Annotated in this window: 20 protein-coding genes; 12 read left to right on the forward strand and 8 right to left on the reverse strand. The window is 34.0% G+C overall.

The window, feature by feature from the left end; all coding sequences use genetic code 11:
- The first annotated feature begins 2 nt into the window (after window positions 1-2).
- The 3 genes from PHR76_RS05000 to PHR76_RS05010 all read left to right on the forward strand — a co-directional run bounded on the left by PHR76_RS05000 (window position 3) and on the right by PHR76_RS05010 (window position 1,606).
- On the forward strand, window positions 3-506 hold the full coding sequence (locus PHR76_RS05000; RefSeq protein ID WP_300059187.1) for a nuclear transport factor 2 family protein: 504 nt from the start codon (window positions 3-5) through the stop codon (window positions 504-506).
- A gap of 64 nt (window positions 507-570) precedes the next feature.
- Entirely contained in the window at window positions 571-1,008 is a 438-nt protein-coding gene (locus PHR76_RS05005) for a hypothetical protein (protein WP_300059189.1), read from the forward strand.
- A 16-nt stretch (window positions 1,009-1,024) separates the two neighbouring features.
- On the forward strand, window positions 1,025-1,606 hold the full coding sequence (locus PHR76_RS05010; protein WP_300059191.1) for a hypothetical protein: 582 nt from the start codon (window positions 1,025-1,027) through the stop codon (window positions 1,604-1,606).
- A gap of 46 nt (window positions 1,607-1,652) precedes the next feature.
- On the opposite strand, the gene PHR76_RS05015 is transcribed toward PHR76_RS05010, so the two are convergent.
- Window positions 1,653-2,594 (reverse strand): L-threonine 3-dehydrogenase, encoded by a 942-nt coding sequence (locus PHR76_RS05015; RefSeq protein ID WP_300059193.1) that lies wholly within the window; start codon window positions 2,592-2,594, stop codon window positions 1,653-1,655.
- Between the two features lie 139 nt (window positions 2,595-2,733).
- On the opposite strand from PHR76_RS05015, the gene PHR76_RS05020 reads away from it, so the two are divergent.
- Window positions 2,734-3,321 (forward strand): hypothetical protein, encoded by a 588-nt coding sequence (locus PHR76_RS05020; protein ID WP_300059194.1) that lies wholly within the window; start codon window positions 2,734-2,736, stop codon window positions 3,319-3,321.
- 129 nt (window positions 3,322-3,450) lie between these two features.
- Window positions 3,451-6,684, forward strand: a complete 3,234-nt coding sequence (mfd, locus tag PHR76_RS05025; protein WP_300059240.1) for a transcription-repair coupling factor — start codon at window positions 3,451-3,453, stop codon at window positions 6,682-6,684.
- 361 nt (window positions 6,685-7,045) lie between these two features.
- Here mfd and PHR76_RS05030 read toward each other — a convergent pair whose 3' ends face one another.
- From PHR76_RS05030 to PHR76_RS05040, 3 genes are all read right to left on the reverse strand, one after another.
- Window positions 7,046-7,705, reverse strand: coding sequence for an aspartate kinase (locus PHR76_RS05030; RefSeq protein WP_300059196.1), 660 nt, complete (start codon window positions 7,703-7,705; stop codon window positions 7,046-7,048).
- A 64-nt stretch (window positions 7,706-7,769) separates the two neighbouring features.
- Window positions 7,770-8,129 carry a YraN family protein gene (locus PHR76_RS05035; protein ID WP_300059198.1) on the reverse strand — a complete coding sequence of 120 codons (360 nt, stop codon included), beginning with the start codon at window positions 8,127-8,129 and terminating at the stop codon, window positions 7,770-7,772.
- 34 nt (window positions 8,130-8,163) lie between these two features.
- Complete coding sequence (locus PHR76_RS05040) at window positions 8,164-9,129, reverse strand: LD-carboxypeptidase (protein WP_300059200.1); 966 nt, start codon at window positions 9,127-9,129, stop codon at window positions 8,164-8,166.
- A gap of 348 nt (window positions 9,130-9,477) precedes the next feature.
- Here PHR76_RS05040 and metG point away from each other — a divergent pair, with 348 nt between their 5' ends.
- The 5 genes from metG (at window position 9,478) to PHR76_RS05065 (ending at window position 15,518) form a co-directional block, all read left to right on the forward strand.
- Entirely contained in the window at window positions 9,478-11,562 is a 2,085-nt protein-coding gene (gene metG / locus PHR76_RS05045) for a methionine--tRNA ligase (RefSeq protein ID WP_300059202.1), read from the forward strand.
- Window positions 11,563-11,567: 5 nt separating this feature from the next.
- Window positions 11,568-12,419, forward strand: a complete 852-nt coding sequence (locus PHR76_RS05050; RefSeq protein WP_300059204.1) for a DMT family transporter — start codon at window positions 11,568-11,570, stop codon at window positions 12,417-12,419.
- Between the two features lie 6 nt (window positions 12,420-12,425).
- The gene (locus PHR76_RS05055) at window positions 12,426-13,121 is read left to right on the forward strand and encodes an HAD family hydrolase (protein WP_300059206.1); all 696 of its coding nucleotides are present in this window, start codon (window positions 12,426-12,428) and stop codon (window positions 13,119-13,121) included.
- Between the two features lie 72 nt (window positions 13,122-13,193).
- Window positions 13,194-14,609 (forward strand): hypothetical protein, encoded by a 1,416-nt coding sequence (locus PHR76_RS05060; protein ID WP_300059208.1) that lies wholly within the window; start codon window positions 13,194-13,196, stop codon window positions 14,607-14,609.
- Window positions 14,610-14,615: 6 nt separating this feature from the next.
- Entirely contained in the window at window positions 14,616-15,518 is a 903-nt protein-coding gene (locus PHR76_RS05065; protein WP_300059210.1) for a histone deacetylase, read from the forward strand.
- Here the strand turns inward: PHR76_RS05065 and PHR76_RS05070 are convergent.
- The 4 genes from PHR76_RS05070 to ssb (PHR76_RS05085) form a co-directional block, all read right to left on the reverse strand.
- Window positions 15,515-15,991 carry a CBS domain-containing protein gene (locus PHR76_RS05070; protein ID WP_300059212.1) on the reverse strand — a complete coding sequence of 159 codons (477 nt, stop codon included), beginning with the start codon at window positions 15,989-15,991 and terminating at the stop codon, window positions 15,515-15,517. The two genes, PHR76_RS05065 and PHR76_RS05070, sit on opposite strands and share 4 nt — an antisense overlap.
- Before the next feature lie 97 nt (window positions 15,992-16,088).
- Entirely contained in the window at window positions 16,089-16,541 is a 453-nt protein-coding gene (locus tag PHR76_RS05075) for an HRDC domain-containing protein (RefSeq protein WP_300059214.1), read from the reverse strand.
- 15 nt (window positions 16,542-16,556) lie between these two features.
- On the reverse strand, window positions 16,557-16,877 hold the full coding sequence (gene ssb / locus PHR76_RS05080) for a single-stranded DNA-binding protein (RefSeq protein ID WP_300059242.1): 321 nt from the start codon (window positions 16,875-16,877) through the stop codon (window positions 16,557-16,559).
- An 83-nt stretch (window positions 16,878-16,960) separates the two neighbouring features.
- Complete coding sequence (gene ssb / locus PHR76_RS05085) at window positions 16,961-17,290, reverse strand: single-stranded DNA-binding protein (RefSeq protein WP_300059216.1); 330 nt, start codon at window positions 17,288-17,290, stop codon at window positions 16,961-16,963.
- 181 nt (window positions 17,291-17,471) lie between these two features.
- On the opposite strand from ssb (PHR76_RS05085), the gene PHR76_RS05090 reads away from it, so the two are divergent.
- The gene (locus tag PHR76_RS05090) at window positions 17,472-18,998 is read left to right on the forward strand and encodes a bifunctional GNAT family N-acetyltransferase/carbon-nitrogen hydrolase family protein (protein ID WP_300059218.1); all 1,527 of its coding nucleotides are present in this window, start codon (window positions 17,472-17,474) and stop codon (window positions 18,996-18,998) included.
- A gap of 2 nt (window positions 18,999-19,000) precedes the next feature.
- Window positions 19,001-19,351, forward strand: a complete 351-nt coding sequence (locus tag PHR76_RS05095; RefSeq protein ID WP_300059220.1) for a hypothetical protein — start codon at window positions 19,001-19,003, stop codon at window positions 19,349-19,351.
- Window positions 19,352-19,374 lie beyond the last annotated feature (23 nt).

Genomic DNA, 19,374 nt, shown 5'->3' on the forward strand with positions numbered 1-19,374 from the left:
ATATGAAAAAAATGTGCTTCTTTCTTTTATTTTTAGGTTGTTTTCAATCTTGTCAAAAATCGGTTGCTGAAGAAGAAAATAAAATCAATACACTTTTAGACCAATGGCATTTGGCTGCAGCCGAAGCCAATTATGAAAACTATTTTCAAGCCATGTCAACCGAAAGCGTTTTCATTGGAACAGATGCAACGGAAAACTGGAACAAAAAGGATTTTCAAGCCTATTCCAAACCTCATTTTGATAAAGGAAAAGCATGGCGTTTTAAATCCTTAACTAGAAATATAAGCTTTAACCCAGATTATACTGTTGCTTGGTTTGATGAATTATTAGAAACACAAATGAAAATTTGTCGCGGTTCTGGTGTACTCGTTAAAGAAAAGAACACCTGGAAAATTAAACAGTATGTGTTGTCGATGACTATTCCCAACGAAACTTCTAAAGAAGTTATTCAACTTAAAGATTCTATTGAAAATCAATTGATTAAAAAATTAAAATCAAAAAAATAACTTTTTAAAAAACCATTGCCACTTTTTTCTCGTAACTAAGAATATAAACTCAAAATTCTTGGTTATGGCAATGAATAAAAAAATTAAGCTTTTCCTGTTTGGAACATTAAGTCTACTACTGCTCTTAGTTATTGTATTAGTGGTACATATTGCCATGGCAAAACCCGTGGTGGTGGACAATGCCAACTTACAAATCAGTAGAATCGACTTTAACGAACCGCTCGACGCTAGTAAAGCAAAGGAAATTCATCGAAATCTCAAATCGATTGAAGGGGTAAAAAACATTAAAATTGTTGCTGAAAAAGGTGTCGTGGTTTATTTTCATGACAATCGAACCATCAATTCCTCAGAAGTTTTTGATAAGCTTATTTATCTCGGAAATTATGCAGCAAAACCTTTTGTGCTTTCCAAAGCGTTAGCGTCCAAAAAAGTTTGTCCGGTTATGAATACGGATAGCTTTAGCTATAAGTTCTCACGTGGCATTCAACGAATCTTTAATTAACTAAATACTTTTTATTATGAAACATTTTTCAAAACGCACCCTTTTTGCCTTAGTTCTTATTTGTGGATCTTTCTTGGTTTCCTGTAGTGATGACGATGAAGCTACACCAGCAGAATTAACCCTTTATCAAAAATTAGGAGGAACATCGATGGTAGCCGATCCCAACAATTCAGGCCAGCTTATTGAACAAGGACGATTATCATTTCGTTCGGTTGTAGACAGTACAATTACACTAATTGTAACAGATATTGTGTTAGAATCCAATGGAAATTTAGGAGCTCACTTTGCTCCTATTTTAGCCGAAGTAGCTAGCGGAAACACGACCAACGTAGCGGTTTTAAGTAAAAACTTAACCGATTTCTTTTCGGCAAATACGGGTGGCGGAGCAACCAATACCTATTCTGGTTTAAATATGGTGGTCACTCATGATCCAGCACTAAATCCGCGTATTGGTAAAAAAGTCAACAATACAGAATATGATAAATTTATTGGTTATGTTGGAGCTGCTGCTGGTTTAAATGGGGTGACTGACCCTGCTTTAATTGGTGATGTAGTTACTGTACTAGAATCATTGCGTTCTCCAATTGTTCAAGAATAACATTAGCTTTTTTACTAAAATCGCCACTGTAAAGGTGGCGATTTTTTTATTTTGATAAATTTTCTAACATTTCTACGGTCATCGAATCCATGTCATAGTGGTGTTTCCAATTCCAATCTTCACGAGCAGAAGAATCGTCAATTGAAGCAGGCCAACTATCCGCAATTTTTTGACGGAAATCAGATTTATAAGTAATTTTAAATTCTGGAATGTGCTTTTTGATTTCTTCCGCAATTTCTTTAGGGGTAAAACTAATTCCAGATAGATTATATGAAGAGCGAATTTTAATTTTTTCTGCTGGAGCTTGCATAATTTCAACCGTAGCTCTTATCGCATCTTCCATATACATCATAGGTAAAGCCGTATTTTCAGAGAGAAAACATCTAAACTTTCCTTTCTCTAATGCTTGGTGATAAATATCCACCGCATAATCTGTTGTTCCTCCTCCAGGTTCGGATGTCCAGCTAATTAATCCGGGATAACGAATACTACGCACGTCGATTCCGTATTGTTTATTATAATATTCACACCAACGTTCGCCCGTTTGCTTACTAATTCCGTAAACCGTTGTAGGTTCCATAATTGTATACTGAGGCGTATTTTCTCTTGGTGTTGTTGGCCCAAAAACCGCAATACTTGATGGCCAAAAAATCTTTTTTATTTTTCCTGCTTTGGCTAAATTCAAAACGTGAAACAAGGAATTCATATTCAAATCCCATGCAAAAGCTGGGTTTTTTTCGGCTGTTGCCGATAATAAAGCCGCCATTAAATAGACATCCGTAATTTGATACTGCTCTACTAATTGCTGAATCTGATTGTAATCTAAGGCGTTTACAACCTCAAAAATTCCATTGTTTACGACATCATTGTTTAGTTTACGAATGTCAGAAGCTACTACATTTTCATTACCGTATATAGTCCTTAATCTGTGCGTTAACTCTGTTCCTATTTGTCCACAAGCACCAATAATCAGAATTTTTGTATTCATAAGATATAAATTAAAGTACAAATATAACGTTTTCGTAAATGAGAAATCAGCAAACAAATTACTTTTATTTTGGAAAGCTTTAACGCGATTAACCAAGATTCATTTTACCTTTGTATTTTTGAAATCTAATTTATTGATAATGAAAATCCGAGTCCTTTTTTTCTTGTTTTTTATGTTTGTACTTTTTTCTTGTCAAAATGACAACGAGCAGCGTTTAATTCAACAACAAAAAGAATTGGCTAAAAGCGATGTGGCTTTTAAGAAAATTAATAGTGCCTGGAATTTCAGAATAATGAATTTAGAACCACATTCGCAAGATTTAATAAAAGATTGGACTTTATGGCATTTGTTTTTAACCGAATTAAATCAAAAACCTACTCGTTCGATAGAGGCTTTTCAAAAAAAATCAAAAACGCTTTCCAAAAAAGCAGATGAAATGCTGCTAACCATTCCAAAACATTTAAAAACACCCGAATTTAAAAGTAGATTTACCGTATTACTCACCACCTTTCGCTCTTTAGAAATGTATATTAATTTAAATGATATTCCGGTACAAAAAGTAACCGATTTAATTACCGATATTAATTTACAATTAGCTGCTATCGAACTACAAATCAATGAATTGGTTCGAAAAAAAGAAGTAAGAACTGAACAAGGTGAAGCAGAAATGATTCGACTATTAGACACCTCACGGGCTGCTAAAAATGCTCCTAAAATTTTAGAATAATTGAGTTTAAAAAACATTCATTCCGTTTATCACGCTTCTGCAAAAGTGAACCAACTGGCAGAAATTATTGTTGCTCCTGAATCAAAAGCTCAACTTCAAGGGTTAATAGGTTCTAGTTTGTCTTTTGTGATGGAGGCATTATTTCAAAAAACAGAGCTCCCTTTTTTACTTTTGTTTAATGATAAAGAAGAAGCTGCTTATTATTTAAATGATTTAGAAAACCTCATCAACGACCAAGATGTGCTTTTTTATCCGAGTTCTTATCGTCGTCCTTATTTAATTGAAGATACAGATAATGCCAATGTTTTGTTGCGAGCAGAAGTTTTAAATCGTATCAATTCACGTAAAATACCCTCAATAATTGTAACCTATCCAGAAGCTCTATTTGAAAAAGTAGTGACTCGAAAAGAATTAGATAAAAACACCTTAAAAGTGGCTGTTTCTGATAAGATATCAATCGATTTTATCAATGAAATCTTGTTTGAATATAATTTTAAACGCGTCGATTTTGTGTCTGAACCAGGAGAATTTTCTGTTCGTGGTGGAATTATCGATGTGTTTTCCTTTTCGAATGACCAACCTTACCGGATTGAGTTTTTTGGAAATGAAGTAGATAGCATCCGGACTTTTGATGTAGAAACCCAACTTTCGTTAGAAAAACAGAAAAAAATTGCCATCATTCCAAATGTAGAAAATAAATTTTTGCAAGAAAATCGTGAAAGTATTCTTTCGTATATCCATCCAAAAACGGTGCTTTTTATTCAAGATTCAACAGTTTCTTTAGCAAAATTAGATGATTTGTTTGAAAAAGCAACAGTGGCTTTTTCTAAGCTTACGGGCGAAATTAAACAGGCTTCTCCCGAAGAACTTTTTATTCATCAGAAATCATTTTTAAAACAAGCTCTCGATTTTTCTATTGTTGAAGTTGGCTCCCATTCCTTATTCAACATTGAAAAAAAATTCGAATTTCATATCAAACCACAACCTCCGTTTAGTAAACAATTTGATTTATTGTTAAACAATTTAAACGAGAATCATTTTCATGGATTTAAAAATTATTTATTTTGCTCTAATGAAAATCAGGCGAATCGATTTCATGATATTTTTGAAAGTTTAGATGAGGAAAATCATGAAGACATCCGAAAACAATACAAAACGATTGTTTTTCCGCTCTTTCACGGATTTATTGATGAAGAAAATCAAATCGCTTGTTATACTGACCATCAAATTTTTGAACGATACCACAAATTCACAATTAAAAACGGGTATTCCAAAAAGCAAACCATTACGTTAAAAGAATTAACCCAACTTTCTGTAGGGGATTATGTCACGCACATTGACCACGGAATTGGAAAATTTGGTGGATTACAAAAAATTCAAGTAGAAGGCAAAACACAAGAAGCTATCAAATTGGTATATGCGGATAATGATATTGTGTATGTGAGCATTCATTCGCTTCATAAAATTTCTAAATACAACGGAAAAGACGGCACACCACCCAAAATTTATAAATTGGGTTCTAATGCCTGGAAAGCCCTTAAACAAAAAACAAAAGCTCGGGTTAAACACATTGCGTTTAATTTAATTCAATTATATGCCAAAAGAAGACTTGAAAAAGGATTCGCTTGTGCACCAGATAGTTATTTGCAAAAAGAGCTAGAAAGTTCATTTATTTATGAAGATACACCAGACCAAATTACGGCAACGCAGGATGTAAAAACCGACATGGAAAAAGACCGTCCAATGGATCGTTTAGTCTGTGGCGATGTCGGTTTTGGTAAAACTGAAGTCGCCATTAGAGCGGCCTTTAAAGCGGTAGACAACGGGAAACAAGTCGCTATTTTGGTACCAACTACCATTTTGGCCTATCAACATTATCGAACGTTTACCGAGCGATTGAAAGAAATGCCGGTTACAGTAAATTACTTAAACCGATTTAGAACGGCCAAACAAAAAAGCGAAACCTTAAAAGGATTAGCAGAAGGTAAAGTTGATATCATCATCGGAACGCATCAATTGGTGAGCAAAGATGTAAAATTTAAAGATTTAGGACTTTTAATTATTGATGAAGAACAAAAATTCGGCGTAAATGTAAAAGACAAATTAAAAACAATTTCGGCAACTGTAGATACGTTAACGTTAACAGCTACACCAATTCCGAGAACTTTGCAATTTTCATTGATGGCCGCTCGTGATTTATCGGTGATTACCACGCCTCCTCCAAATCGATATCCAATAGAAAGTCATGTTGTAGGTTTTAATGAAACCTTGATTCGTGATGCGGTTTCTTATGAAATTCAACGAAACGGACAAGTTTTTTTCGTTCATAATCGAATCGAAAATATCAAAGAAGTTGCTGGAATGATTCAACGTTTGGTTCCTGATGCTCGAATTGGCATTGGCCACGGACAATTAGATGGAAAAAAACTGGAAGAATTAATGCTCGGTTTTATGAATGGTGAATTTGACGTTTTGGTGGCCACAACCATTATTGAAAGTGGTTTGGATGTGCCAAATGCCAATACCATTTTCATTAACAATGCCAATAATTTTGGATTATCCGACTTGCATCAAATGCGAGGAAGGGTTGGTCGTAGTAATAAAAAGGCTTTTTGCTATTTTATCACACCACCGCATTCGGTCATGACAGAAGATGCTCGAAAGCGAATCAATGCATTAACTCAATTTAGTGAGTTGGGAAGCGGATTTAATATTGCTATGAAAGATTTAGAAATTCGCGGTGCTGGTGATTTATTAGGTGGCGAACAAAGCGGATTTATCAATGAAATTGGTTTTGAAACCTATCAAAAAATCATGAATGAAGCAATTGATGAACTGAAAGAGAATGAATTCAAAGACCTTTATCAAGAAGAAAATGATAAAGAAACCAAAGAATATGTAAAAGAACTTCAGATTGATACCGATTTTGAATTGCTCTTTCCAGATGATTACATCAACAATGTAAATGAACGATTGAATTTATATAATGAACTCGGTAATGTCAAAACGGAAGAAGCGTTGCTGGTTTATGAACAAAAACTTATTGACCGTTTTGGAGCATTGCCAAAAGAAGCTCATTCGTTGTTAAACAGCATCCGAATTAAATGGATTGCTACGCGTTTAGGAATTGAAAAACTCATCATGAAACAAGGAAAGATGATTGGGTATTTTGTGGGCGATCAGCAAAGTGATTATTATCAATCAACACGATTTCATAAAGTTTTGCAGTTTGTTCAACAAAATGGAAATCTTTGTAAAATGAAAGAAAAAGAAACCAAAAGCGGTTTGCGATTATTGCTAACGTTTGAGAATGTAAAATCTGTTAAAAAAGCATTAGAATTGATGGAGTTAATGGACAAATAAAAAACTTATATGACTTATTTGACTTATATGTTAAAAAATAAAAATTAACCATATAAGGATCATATAAGTTTAAGATGTATTATAATATGTGCTCCAATTTATACAAAAAGTGAAAAAATAAAATCCAAGTGAAAAGCAGGGAAATTCATCAAACGAATGAATAAAAGCTTATATGACTTATATGTTAAAAAAAATAACCATATAAGTTTAAGATGTATAAGGAAATGTGTTCCAATTTATACAAAAAGTAAAAAAATCAAATCCAATTGAAAAACAGAGAAATTCATCAAACGAATGAATAAAAGCTTGTATGACTTATATGTTAAAAAATAAAAATTAGCCCTCTAAGTTTAAGGTAATTTTACAAATTTTTTAAATCTTTAATTACTTTAAAAGCCACATCAACTTCTTCCTCACTAACTAAAATAGTAAATTCATTTGACGTAGAAATCACCTCATTAATAATGATTCCTTCCCAAGCTAAGCGTTGAAAAATGAAGTAATATATTCCAGGAATACTAATATTTTCTTTAGGTAATTTAACCGTAATTGAAGCTAAATTTTCTAATTTTTGAATGAGTTTCTCGTTAGAAAAATAGAGTTCTACTAAATGACCAACACTATCACTCACCACAATATTGGTTTCATTTACACCACGAGAAGAAGTATAAAATATTCCGTTTTGCTTATTAATCTCCGATATCAAAGTTGCTTGTTTGTCTAAAATGGTATCTGAAACGGAAAACGTAAAATCAATTAATGAGGAACGAACGGTGATTTCTCCAATGTTTTTTAAGACTTTTAAAATTTTGTGATTCAGTTGAAAATCCAATTCTTCCGACATGCGTTTTAAAGCCATAACCACCGCTCCTTGTTTTACTTCTTTGCCTAATTCTTGTTCCAATTCAGGCATCATATTCCGTGAAAGTGAGGTTAAATTTATAATACCTTCGGATAAAGCGTTCAATAAAAAAGGTTTGGTTTTGATATAATTTTCAACTACAGAAGAAATCGTTTTCATATAATAATGTTTCAAAAAGCATACGAATATATAAATAAAAACAATTTGTTACAATTGTAACAAATTAAAAATAATAAAAGGCATCTTCTAAATGTTCAATTGCCATTTCGTTTCCGTTTTTATGGATAGCCATGATATCAAAACGTACTTTTACATCTAAATCTTGTTGAATCACATATTCATTAACTGCTTTTAGTAATAGTTGAATCTTTTTTGGTTTAACGAAATCTTGCGGCAATCCAAAATCGATAGATGAACGGGTTTTAACCTCAACAATTGCCAATACATCTGCCTTTTGAGCAATAATATCGACTTCTGCCTTTTGAAACGTCCAATTGATTTCGCAAATTTCATAGCCGTTTTTCTTTAGAAAATCTACCGCTAATTCTTCACCCAATCTACCTAATTCATTGTGTTCTGCCATATTTAAAATTCCAAGTTAAGCAAACAATTAATTTTTAATCAAAAACCAATTTACTTTCTGTTGCTGTTACTCCCAAGCTTACTTGTCTTCCGAAAATCAAGGCTCGGTTATCAGCAATATGTCCAGCGGGAAAATTATAAACTACTGGAATTTTATATTCTTTTGTGATGTCTTGAATAATTTCCAAAGCATTTTTTCCCCATGGAATGTCGTTGTCGTTCATTTTGGTCATGCTTCCGATGACAATTCCTTTTAAACTTTCCAAACAACCATTGCGTTTAAGGTTCATCATCATCCGATCAATATGATATAAATATTCGTCTAAATCTTCGAGAAACAAAATTTTATCGGTGCAATCAATCGCCGATGCTGAGCCAAACAAACTGTATAAAATAGATAGATTCCCGCCAACTAGTTCGCCTTTAGCTGTTCCGATGCGGTTCATTTTATCATACGGAATTGTATACGAAAGTGGTTCGCCAAACAATGCTTTGCGCAAACTTTCTTTGGCCCCTGTCGATGCTTTTGGAATATTTACTGGCATCATCCCATGAATAGATTGAACGCCCAACGTATTTAAATGATTATGCAAAACCGTGACATCACTAAACCCAATAACCCATTTTGGTTGTTGTTTAAATTTTGAAAAATCTACTAAATCAACCATACGAACCGTGCCATAACCGCCACGAACGCACCAAATAGCTTTGATTGTGGGATTGTCTATTTGTTGTTGAAAATCGGATGCTCGTTGTTCGTCTGTACCGGCCAATTGATTGCTATCCAACCCAATTGAAGAACCAATCACTGTTTTTAATCCCCAATTTTCAAGAAATTCAATCGTTTGTTTTAAATCGTCATTCAAATGTTTTCGAGCAGTGGATACAATGGCAACGGTATCGCCTTTTTGTAAATACGGTGGTGTTATCATTTTTTTTGCAGATTGAGCATTAAGTTGAAAAAAGAGTGAAAGGATTAAAAGGGTTATGCATTTTTTCATGATTCACTAGTTTTTCTACAAACAAATAAACAAATTTTTCTATCGTATCGCAACGTTTTGGTCAAATAGATTGTTCATTTTGAGCATCCTTTTCTAGCCCGGATAGTAGCGGAAAGCCTTTTGCAGGATTTTTGCCTTTTTTCTTGGTAAAAAAGAGCGACTTTAGAAGCTCCTTTTTTGGCTTAGAAAAAAGCAACAAGACCAAAAAGCTTGTAGCGAATAGCCGGAAAAGCTTCTGAAAAAAAATAAAATGCAAACCGTGTCACAAAGCATTCGTACGGGTGCGATAAAAAACTTATTTTTGCATTTCATTCTGAACTTATTTCAGCGTCAAATTTAGAAAATCCAATGATAGAAAATCCGAAAAGATATACGATTACAGCCGCATTACCTTATACCAACGGCCCGATTCATATTGGCCATTTGGCTGGTGTTTATGTACCTTCTGATATTTATGCTCGTTATTTGCGACTGCAAGGAAAAGATGTCGCATTTATTTGTGGTAGCGACGAACACGGCGTAGCCATTTCGATGAAAGCAAAAAAAGAAGGGATTTCACCACAAGAAGTGATTGATAAATATGACGGAATTATCCGGAAATCTTTTGCTGATTTCGGTATTTCGTTTGATAATTATTCACGGACATCCGCTAAAATTCATCATGATACCGCTCAAGCTTTTTTTAAGAAATTAAATGACCAAGGCGACTTTATTGAAGAAGTAACCGAACAATTATATGACGCCAAAGCCAATCAGTTTTTAGCCGACCGTTTTGTAACGGGAACGTGTCCGAAATGTGCCAATCCAGAAGCCTATGGCGATCAATGTGAAAAATGTGGTTCCACGCTAAACGCAACCGATTTGATTAATCCGAAGTCGACCATAACAGGAGATGCACCGATTATGAAGGAAACCAAGCACTGGTTTTTGCCATTAGACCGATACCAAGACTTTTTAGAAAAATGGATTCTTAAAGACCATGCAAAAGATTGGAAAACAAATGTGTTGGGTCAAGTAAAATCATGGTTAGATGATGGTTTAAAACCAAGAGCCGTAACACGTGATTTAGATTGGGGAATTGATGTTCCTGTGGAAGGTGCCGAAGGAAAAAAACTATATGTTTGGTTTGATGCTCCGATTGGATACATTTCGGCAACCAAAGAATGGGCTGAACGTGAAGGAAAAAATTGGGAACCTTATTGGAAAGATGCTGACACAAAATTAGTACACTTTATAGGAAAAGATAATATTGTTTTTCATTGTATCATTTTTCCAGCGATGTTGAAAGCCGAAGGAAGTTTTATTTTACCCGATAATGTTCCGGCAAATGAATTCTTAAATTTAGAAGGAAATAAACTGTCTACGTCTAAAAACTGGGCGGTTTGGCTGCATGAATATTTGCTTGATTTTCCGGAAAAGCAAGATGTATTGCGGTATGCTTTAACGGCTAATGCTCCAGAAACAAAAGACAACGATTTTACATGGAAAGACTTTCAGGCAAGAAACAACAATGAATTAGCTGCTGTTTATGGGAATTTCATTAATCGTGTGGTAGTTTTAACGCATAAATATTATGATGGCGTTGTGCCAACGCCAAATGAGTTAAGTGATTTTGACGAACAAACTTTAGCCGAATTAAAAGCGTATCCGGCGGTAATTTCAAGCTCTATAGAACGTTACCGTTTTAGAGAAGCACAAGTAGAATTAATGAATGTGGCTCGTCTTGGTAATAAATATTTGGCCGATGAAGAACCTTGGAAAATGGTTAAAGAAAACCCGGAACGTGTAAAAACGCAAATGTATGTGGCTTTACAAATCGCAGCAGCTTTAGCGATTTTGTCTGAACCATTTTTGCCATTTACCGCAAAAAAACTAAAAAACATTCTTGTCATTCCGACGAAGGAGGAATCTCAAAATGAATGGGAAAAAATTGGTGAAGGAAAATTTATGATTAGTTCGCAGCACCAAATCAATTCGGCTGAAATATTGTTTGCCCAAATTGAAGATACTGAGATAACCAAACAAATTGACAAATTAGAAGCTACAAAAACAGCTAATAGAATGGAGATTACCTCGGCACTGGCAATGACTGAACCTCAAAAAGAAACATCAACTTTTGATGATTTTTCTAAATTAGATTTGCGAGTGGGTACGATTTTAGAAGCCGAAAAAATGCCAAAAGCAAATAAACTTTTGGTTTTAAAAGTCGATACCGGAATAGATGTGCGAACAATTGTTTCTGGAATTGCCGAACATTTTTCGCCAGAGGAAGTGATTGGTAAACGTGTGACGGTTTTAGTGAACTTAGCACCAAGAGCGTTGCGAGGTGTGGAAAGTCAAGGAATGATATTGATGACCAACAATGCCGAAGGAAAACTGGTTTTTGTAAATCCGGATGCAGAGGGTGTCGAAAATGGAGCTTTGATTAGTTAAAACAAATGAAAAACAAGCCCAGAATTGCTCTACTAATAGGGATAATCTGTATTTCAATATTCCCAATTTTAATTAGATTACAATTAACTTCGGGTTTAATTTCAGCTTTTTACCGAATGGCAATTGCTCTTGGCTTGCTTTTGCCTTATGTTTTAATCACAAACAAAGTCAAGCTTCTCAGAAAAAAACTTCTCTTGACTGCGATTCTTTGTGGTGTTTTGTTTGCAGCGGACGTAGCTGTTTGGAACATTGCAATACAAAAATCGAGTGCTACTCAAGCTACGCTTTTAACCAATTTAGCACCTGTTTGGGTCGGCATAATCTCCTATTTATTTTTAAAAAACAAACCCGCTTTTAACTTTTGGATTGGCACATTCGTTGCAATAGTAGGAATGATTACCTTAGTTGGTTTTGACTTTTTCATCGAATTAAATTTTGACTTGGCTTTTAACTTAGCTATCTTATCAGGTGTTTTATATGCTATTTATATTTTAGTGAGTAAAAAGGTGTTGTCGGAAGTAGACGTATATTCTTTTATGACGATTTCACTAATTTCATCAACGCTGTTTTTAAGCATCGTTTGTTTAATTGCTGGCGAACCTTTTTACGGATTTTCAGATAAAGCTTGGTTATTCCTTTTTATTCAAGGTGCTGTTTGTCAATTAGCCGCTTGGTTATTAATTAGCTACGCTACTCAAAATATGCGTGCCACAAGAGTTTCGTTAAGTTTGTTGAGTCAAGGTGTGATTGCTACGTTTTTAGCTTGGTTATTCATCGATGAAAAAGTAACTTTACAAATGATAATCGGTGGTATTATTTTGCTTTTTGGAATTCGTATTACATTTTATAAAAATTAGTCACTCATGAAAAATATAAACATAATCGCTTTTGACGCAGATGATACCCTTTGGCACAACGAACCTTATTTTGATGAAGCCCAAGAACGTTTTTGTCACTTATTTCAAGATTTTGCTTCTAGTCAAGAAATTTTAGGTTTAATTCTGAATCACCAAGTTAAAAATTTGCCGCTTTATGGTTTTGGAATCAAAGCCTTTACCCTTTCGATGATTGAAGCCGCTTTGCAATTAACCAATCATCAAATTTCCGGAAAAGGAATTGAACAAATTATGGTTATTGGAAAAGATTTATTGCAAAAACCGGTAGAACTTTTACCAGAAGTGGAAGAAGTTTTAAAACAATTAAAAGGAAAATACAAATTAGTTGTCGCTACAAAAGGCGATTTAAAAGACCAGCATCGAAAATTACACGATTCTGGAATTGGTCCATATTTTCATCATATTGAAGTGCTGAGTGATAAGACAGAGTTGGATTATCAAAAAATGTTAGGCCGTTTAGATACACAAGCCAGCGATTTATTGATGATTGGCAATTCGTTAAAATCAGATGTGTTGCCTATTCTAAAATTAGGCGGGCAAGCAATTCACATTCCGTATGCAACCACGTGGGAATATGAAAAAATTGATTTTGAAATTAACCATCCTAATTTTATAGCTCTTACTTCTGTAAAAGAAATTCTACCATTACTGCTTCCTGCGTAAAGTTTTATTGCCTTTTTAGTAAATTGGTTTGATTCTCTCGTATTTTTGATTCTAAATTTGATGCATTTTACTATGAAAAAGAGTTTTTGGATTATTGCCTTGTTTTCATTTCAATTAATCTGGAGTCAAACTAAAATTGCTTCGGCGACACTAGAATTAAAAAAAGGTTCAGAGTATCAAAAATTAATGCAGATTCATCATTCAAAAACCGATGAATTATTTGTGTCTGCCTCTGACAAAGAAAAAATAACCCTTTTTAAATTTAATCGGGCTTTGTTTTTGGCGGATCGTTTACAAGCACCAAAACAAAAATCTTATTCTAATCAATTAGGCCATAGTTTTCTCGAAAATGGCGAAACGGTGCTTTATTTTTCTTCGGATGATTCCAAAAAAATAATGGCTTTTACTTTTGATTTCAACAATCAGAAAACAACTGCACATCTTTTTAGTATTCCCTTTAAAGACGAACTACTCATAACCCAATTTTCTACTAATAATCGGTTTTATATGTTAAGTCACAACCGTTATGAAAAGCACCTCAAATGTTATGTTTTAGAAGGGAATTCGTATCAAGAAATACTTTTAAACTTCTCTGATTACAAGGCAAATCTCACTAAAAACAACATGATTCCTGTAGTTGATTATATTGAAAAAAGCTCTGTTGAAGTGATTGATAACACCATTTTTAATCCGCTTTATAGTGGGGCTTATAAGGTGAAGTTATATCCGCAAAACGACAAAGTAGTCCTAACCCTAGATAGTAGTTCCGTTTTAACCCAAGTACTTGAAATTGATTTAAATTCATTTGAAATTTCAGAAAAAGCTTTCCCGCAACCGGAATTAGGAGACGTAATTGGCAATTCCAACTCCTTTCTTTTTCAAGATAAACTTTTTCAAATCAATGCCAATGCAGAGCAATTGGTGCTTACGATTCAGGATTATGCTCAACAAGAAAGTCCAATTCACTACCGTTTTAATTCTACTGAAAATGCTGATTTTAAAAACTCTCCTTTTTTACTTCAAACCGGCAATAAACCTGTTAAAGAATTAAAAAACAGCAAAAAGTTTTTATCGCGATTACAAAATAAATCGGCAGGTATCACGGTTTATAAAAGTGAAAACGATTTTCTGCTCACCGTTGGTGGCACCAATATGGTTTTAAGCACGGAAAGTTTAGTCTTTGGCTCTCTATTTTCTGTCGGAAGTGTTTTAGCGAGTGGCGAAGTTTATATTCCAGAATTATATGGCGACCAAATTCCTCAAAATTTATTTTTTGAATGTCGATTAGATGCTACCTTTAAACCTGAAAAATTGAGTTTTTCGCCCTTAGCAACCGACTATGTTTCTTATTTTTTAGAAGAACACAGCTCTATTTCTGTTTATCATTTAATTAAATACCACGATTTTTATTTAATGAGTTATTATGACGCCAAAGAAAAGCAACTACAACTTCGTAAATTTGAAGACGGTTACCCCGAAAAATTTTGATTTATCATGTTACCAATTGCTTTTCATCCACTTTTTAAACATCCGTTACCGGAAGGTCATCGTTTTCCGATGCTGAAATATGAATTATTACCCCAGCAATTAATGCATGAAGGAACCGCATTAGCAACTGACTTTTTTGAACCTGCAATTCCAGATTTAGAATTTATTTATGCGGTGCATGAAAAAGCGTATGTAGAGCATTTGCTCAATTTAACGTTAAGTCCAAAAGCTGTTCGAAAAATTGGCTTTCCGCTCTCTGCTGGATTAATCGAACGTGAATTACGCATTGCAAACGGCACTATTTTAGGAGCCTTAAAGTCGCTTGAAACAGGAATTTCATTTAATATTGCTGGCGGAACACATCATGCTTTTACGAATCGTGGCGAAGCTTTTTGTCTATTAAATGACCAAGCGATTGCGGCTCAATATCTATTATCAAAAAAGCTGGTAAAGAAAATAGTAATTGTTGATTTAGATGTGCACCAAGGAAATGGAACAGCTGAGATTTTTGAAAAAAACAAGGCTGTGTTTACTTTTTCAATGCATGGAAAATCGAACTATCCGTTTAAAAAAGAAGTATCTGATTTGGATATTTCCTTGCCAGACAGCACCATGGATAGCTTTTATTTAAATCAATTATATGAAACCTTGCCTAAATTAATTGAGCAAGAAAAACCAGATTTTATTTTTTATTTGGCCGGAGTAGATATTTTAGAAACTGACAAATTAGGAAAATTATCTTGTACTATCGAAGGTTGCAAAAAACGCGACCAATTTGTTTTAGAATTATGTAAAAAACATGAAATTCCTGTGCAGGTGAGTATGGGCGGAGGTTATTCGCCAGAAATTAAAACCATTATTGATGCTCATGCCAATACTTTTCGGATAGCACATTCGGTTTTTCATTAACTATGATTCTTTAACCAATTAGTGCCTTCCCATTGAATAACAGCTTTAAGCACATTTTTCTGACTGATTAATCCTATTATTTTTCCTTGGTGAATTACAGGAAAATTTCTTTTTTTTGTGGTTAAAAATTTATCCGCCACATCAAAAATACTGTCACTCGGACTCACACAAATTACATTTTTGGTCATATAATGGCCAATACTCATTTCGTTTAAAGGCAAATTATAATACTTGCTTTCCGTAATTTGTTTGATACAATCTCCTTCTGAAATAATTCCCAGAACTTCATTTGTTTCAGAAACTACTGGCCCACCCGAAATAGCATTTTTAATAATAGAATCCATCACTTCTAAAATAGTTTGAGACGAATTGAAACAAACAACCGATTTGTTCATGTGATCCTCTACACGAATTTGTTCTGGTTTAGTAGCAGTTTTTCCCACTAAATCTCCTTGATAGCTTTTAATTCCCATGGCTAATAGATTTAAAATTAGAACTTTAAATATACAAAAAAAAACCATTCACCGCAGTAAATGGTTTTTAAAAAAACAGTAAATTGAATAGATTAAGTTAACTTGCTTGTAATAAACTAAGAATATCAAGGCCATATCGGGCTATTTTTTGCTCACCAAAACCTTTAATTTTTTTCAAGTCTTCTACCGATTCAGGTTTCATTTTGGCAATGGTCATCAATTCAGAATTGTGACAAATCATGTATTGCGGCATCCCTAAAGTTATCGATTTTTCACTTCTCCAACTTTTTAGTGAATTCAGCGTATTCTTTTCAGCTTGGCTTAATTCTTCATAATTTAAGATAGCGACTTTTTCAGCTTCTTGCGGCTCTTTTGTTTTAGTGGTCTTAGCCGAATAAAAAACAAGAACCGACCAATAATCAATCATCCCTGAGATAAAATTTGTAGCTGTTTTTTCTACAGTTATTTCTGTTAAAAACTGATTAATAATATCCTGATCGTTCTGCAAGTGCTCCCCACTTACCCGAACTCTAAAGTGTTTTACTTTCATGGCGTTTAGTATAGATTATTTTCCTAAAAGTAAGACATCGCTAATAATCACTTCGGTTATATACCGTTTGTTTCCCTCTTTGTCATCATAACTTCGGGTTGACAATTTTCCTTCAATGGCAATTTCCTTTCCTTTCGTAACAAATTTTTCGATAATCTCTGCCGTTTTTCCCCAGGCAGTTAAACGATGCCATTCGGTGTGCTCTACTTTTTCACCTTTTGCGTTGGTATAATTTTCATTAGTAGCGATATTTAAATTGGCTACTTTTCCTCCTTCAAAGGTTTTTACCTCTGGGTCATTTCCTACATGACCGATTAACTGTACTCTGTTTTTCATTGTGTTCATGGCGTATAAAATTTAAAGTTTAATCTGAACTCGTTTCAGATTCTAATAAGTATTTGATTTTTGATATTGTTGCTTTATTTCATCAAAAGCAACTCCGTTACGACAACCTCCGTCACATAGCGTTTGTTTCCTTCTTTGTCATCATAACTACGTGAAGTTAATCTTCCCGTAATACCGATTTGCTTTCCTTTTTCTACAAATTTTTCAATAAGTTCTGCTGTTTTTCCCCAAGCAACAATATTGTGCCATTGGGTTTCTTCCATCTGATCTCCTTTTCGGCTCACATACACATCTTTAGTGGCAAGTGATAGGTTGGCTAATTTTTTTCCTCCTTCAAAATCTTTGATAATTGGGTCTTTTCCAACATGTCCGATTAATTGTACTTTGTTTTGTAATGCTTTCATGGCGTTTAAAATTTAATTGTTAATAAAGTAAGTTGTTGTTTGTTCATTCAAATCAACGAGGCAAAGATGTGGTGGCTTTCTAGATTTATTCGGTAACAAAACAATTACTTTCGGTTGTAAATGCTTGTAACCGTTTGTAATTGGAAAATATAATTGTATATTTGTTCAAAATCAACCATTTATGAGTCACGCGATTAAAACCGTAGAATTACGGAATTTACAACTAGAAGATTACAAACAATTAAAAAACTCGATGATAGAAGCTTATCCAGAAATGGAAAATAGCTATTGGCAAGAAAGTCAAATCAAGGAGTTATTACGAATTTTCCCAGCGGGACAATTAGTGATTGTAGTAGACGGAAAAGTGGTTGGCTCGGCACTTTCACTGATTGTTAAAGACGACTTAGTCGATAAAAGCCACGATTATAAGACCATTACCGGAAATTTTACTTTTTCAACACATACCGATAAGGGCGAGATTTTATACGGAATCGATGTTTTTATTCATCCTCAGTTTCGTGGGCTCCGTTTAGGAAGACGGTTATATGATTCTCGGAAAGAACTATGCGAACAATTAAATCTTAAGTCGATTGTTTTTGCAGGTCGAATTCCGAATTACGGAAAATATGCTCAAGAATTGACTCCCAAAGCCTATATCGAAAAAATTAGAAAGAAAGAGTTACACGACCCCGTTTTATCTTTTCAACTGAGTAATGATTTTCACGTGATGCGAGTCATGAAAAATTATTTATCTGGAGACAAAAGCTCTAAAGAATTTGCCGTTTTATTAGAGTGGAACAACATTTATTATGATGAAAGTCCGAAAGCCATTAATGCTCCTAAACGAATTATTCGCTTAGGCTTGGTTCAATGGCAAATGCGTTCGTTAAATAATTTAGAAGAGTTTTTTAATCAAGCGGAGTTTTTTATTGATGCCGTTTCAGGATATGAAAGTGATTTTGCCCTTTTTCCTGAACTGTTCATCGCTCCTTTAATGGCTGATTATAACCATTTGTCAGAAGCAGATGCGATTCGAGAATTAGCAAAATATGCTGATGCAATTAAAAAGAAATTTCAAGAATTAGCTATTTCCTATAACATCAATATTATTACAGGAAGCATGCCTTTTTTAGAAAATGACCATTTATATAACGTTGGCTTTCTTTGCAAACGTGACGGAACCAACGAAATGTATCGCAAAATTCACATCACACCGAATGAAATTTTCCATTGGGGAATGACTGGCGGTGATACTATTCAAACTTTTGATACCGATTGCGGAAAAATTGGAATCGTCATTTGTTATGATGTTGAATTTCCTGAATTATCTCGATTAATGGCCGATGAAGGCATGAACATTCTATTTGTCCCTTTTTTAACAGATACTCAAAACGGATATACGCGGGTGAAACATTGTGCTCAAGCTCGTGCGATTGAAAATGAATGTTATGTGGCCATTGCAGGTTGTGTAGGAAACCTGCCTAAAGTGAACAACATGGATATTCAATATGCACAAGCGGCCGTTTTTACACCTTCTGATTTTGCATTTCCGAGCAACGGAATCAAAGCAGAGGCTACACCAAATACAGAAATGACCTTGATTGTGGATGTCGATGTGGATTTATTAAAAGAATTACATGAGCATGGAAGTGTTCAAATTATGAAAGACAGAAGACACGATTTGTATAGTTTGAAAAAAATAAAATAATCATGACAAAAACCTGTTTAGAGTGCGAAGAAAAAATAATTGGCCGCGAGGATAAAAAGTTTTGTAGTGACGGTTGTAGAAATGCCTACAACAACAAAATGAATAAAGACAGCACCAATTTGATGCGAAATATCAATAATAAACTCCGAAAAAATTATCGAATTTTAGCTGAGTTAAATGTTGATGGGAAAAGCAAAACCTCCAAATCAAAATTACTCAGTAAGGGATTTGATTTTGAATTTTTTACCTCCATTCTTCATACTAAAACAGGAAACACCTATTATTTTCTGTATGACCAAGGCTATATGCTTTTAGAAAATGATTATTATATGTTAGTTAAAAAAGACTTTTAAAAAACACCAGAAAACTATCTACT

The organism is Flavobacterium sp. (genome assembly GCF_028689845.1).
In the GTDB taxonomy this organism is placed as follows: domain Bacteria; phylum Bacteroidota; class Bacteroidia; order Flavobacteriales; family Flavobacteriaceae; genus Flavobacterium.

Excerpts from the sequence above, each read along its gene's own strand:
- metG (WP_300059202.1), top strand. The coding sequence starts at position 9,478 with ATGATAGAAAATCCGAAAAGATATACGATTACAGCCGCATTACCTTAT.
- PHR76_RS05055 (WP_300059206.1), top strand. The coding sequence starts at position 12,426 with ATGAAAAATATAAACATAATCGCTTTTGACGCAGATGATACCCTTTGG.
- PHR76_RS05020 (WP_300059194.1), top strand. The coding sequence starts at position 2,734 with ATGAAAATCCGAGTCCTTTTTTTCTTGTTTTTTATGTTTGTACTTTTT.
- PHR76_RS05000 (WP_300059187.1), top strand. The coding sequence starts at position 3 with ATGAAAAAAATGTGCTTCTTTCTTTTATTTTTAGGTTGTTTTCAATCT.
- PHR76_RS05075 (WP_300059214.1), bottom strand. The coding sequence starts at position 16,541 with ATGAAAGTAAAACACTTTAGAGTTCGGGTAAGTGGGGAGCACTTGCAG.
- mfd (WP_300059240.1), top strand. The coding sequence starts at position 3,451 with ATGGAGGCATTATTTCAAAAAACAGAGCTCCCTTTTTTACTTTTGTTT.
- PHR76_RS05010 (WP_300059191.1), top strand. The coding sequence starts at position 1,025 with ATGAAACATTTTTCAAAACGCACCCTTTTTGCCTTAGTTCTTATTTGT.
- ssb (WP_300059242.1), bottom strand. The coding sequence starts at position 16,877 with ATGAAAAACAGAGTACAGTTAATCGGTCATGTAGGAAATGACCCAGAG.
- PHR76_RS05040 (WP_300059200.1), bottom strand. The coding sequence starts at position 9,129 with ATGAAAAAATGCATAACCCTTTTAATCCTTTCACTCTTTTTTCAACTT.
- PHR76_RS05030 (WP_300059196.1), bottom strand. The coding sequence starts at position 7,705 with ATGAAAACGATTTCTTCTGTAGTTGAAAATTATATCAAAACCAAACCT.
- PHR76_RS05050 (WP_300059204.1), top strand. The coding sequence starts at position 11,568 with ATGAAAAACAAGCCCAGAATTGCTCTACTAATAGGGATAATCTGTATT.
- ssb (WP_300059216.1), bottom strand. The coding sequence starts at position 17,290 with ATGAAAGCATTACAAAACAAAGTACAATTAATCGGACATGTTGGAAAA.
- PHR76_RS05005 (WP_300059189.1), top strand. The coding sequence starts at position 571 with ATGGCAATGAATAAAAAAATTAAGCTTTTCCTGTTTGGAACATTAAGT.
- PHR76_RS05015 (WP_300059193.1), bottom strand. The coding sequence starts at position 2,594 with ATGAATACAAAAATTCTGATTATTGGTGCTTGTGGACAAATAGGAACA.
- PHR76_RS05090 (WP_300059218.1), top strand. The coding sequence starts at position 17,472 with ATGAGTCACGCGATTAAAACCGTAGAATTACGGAATTTACAACTAGAA.
- PHR76_RS05035 (WP_300059198.1), bottom strand. The coding sequence starts at position 8,129 with ATGGCAGAACACAATGAATTAGGTAGATTGGGTGAAGAATTAGCGGTA.
- PHR76_RS05095 (WP_300059220.1), top strand. The coding sequence starts at position 19,001 with ATGACAAAAACCTGTTTAGAGTGCGAAGAAAAAATAATTGGCCGCGAG.
- PHR76_RS05065 (WP_300059210.1), top strand. The coding sequence starts at position 14,616 with ATGTTACCAATTGCTTTTCATCCACTTTTTAAACATCCGTTACCGGAA.
- PHR76_RS05060 (WP_300059208.1), top strand. The coding sequence starts at position 13,194 with ATGAAAAAGAGTTTTTGGATTATTGCCTTGTTTTCATTTCAATTAATC.
- PHR76_RS05070 (WP_300059212.1), bottom strand. The coding sequence starts at position 15,991 with ATGGGAATTAAAAGCTATCAAGGAGATTTAGTGGGAAAAACTGCTACT.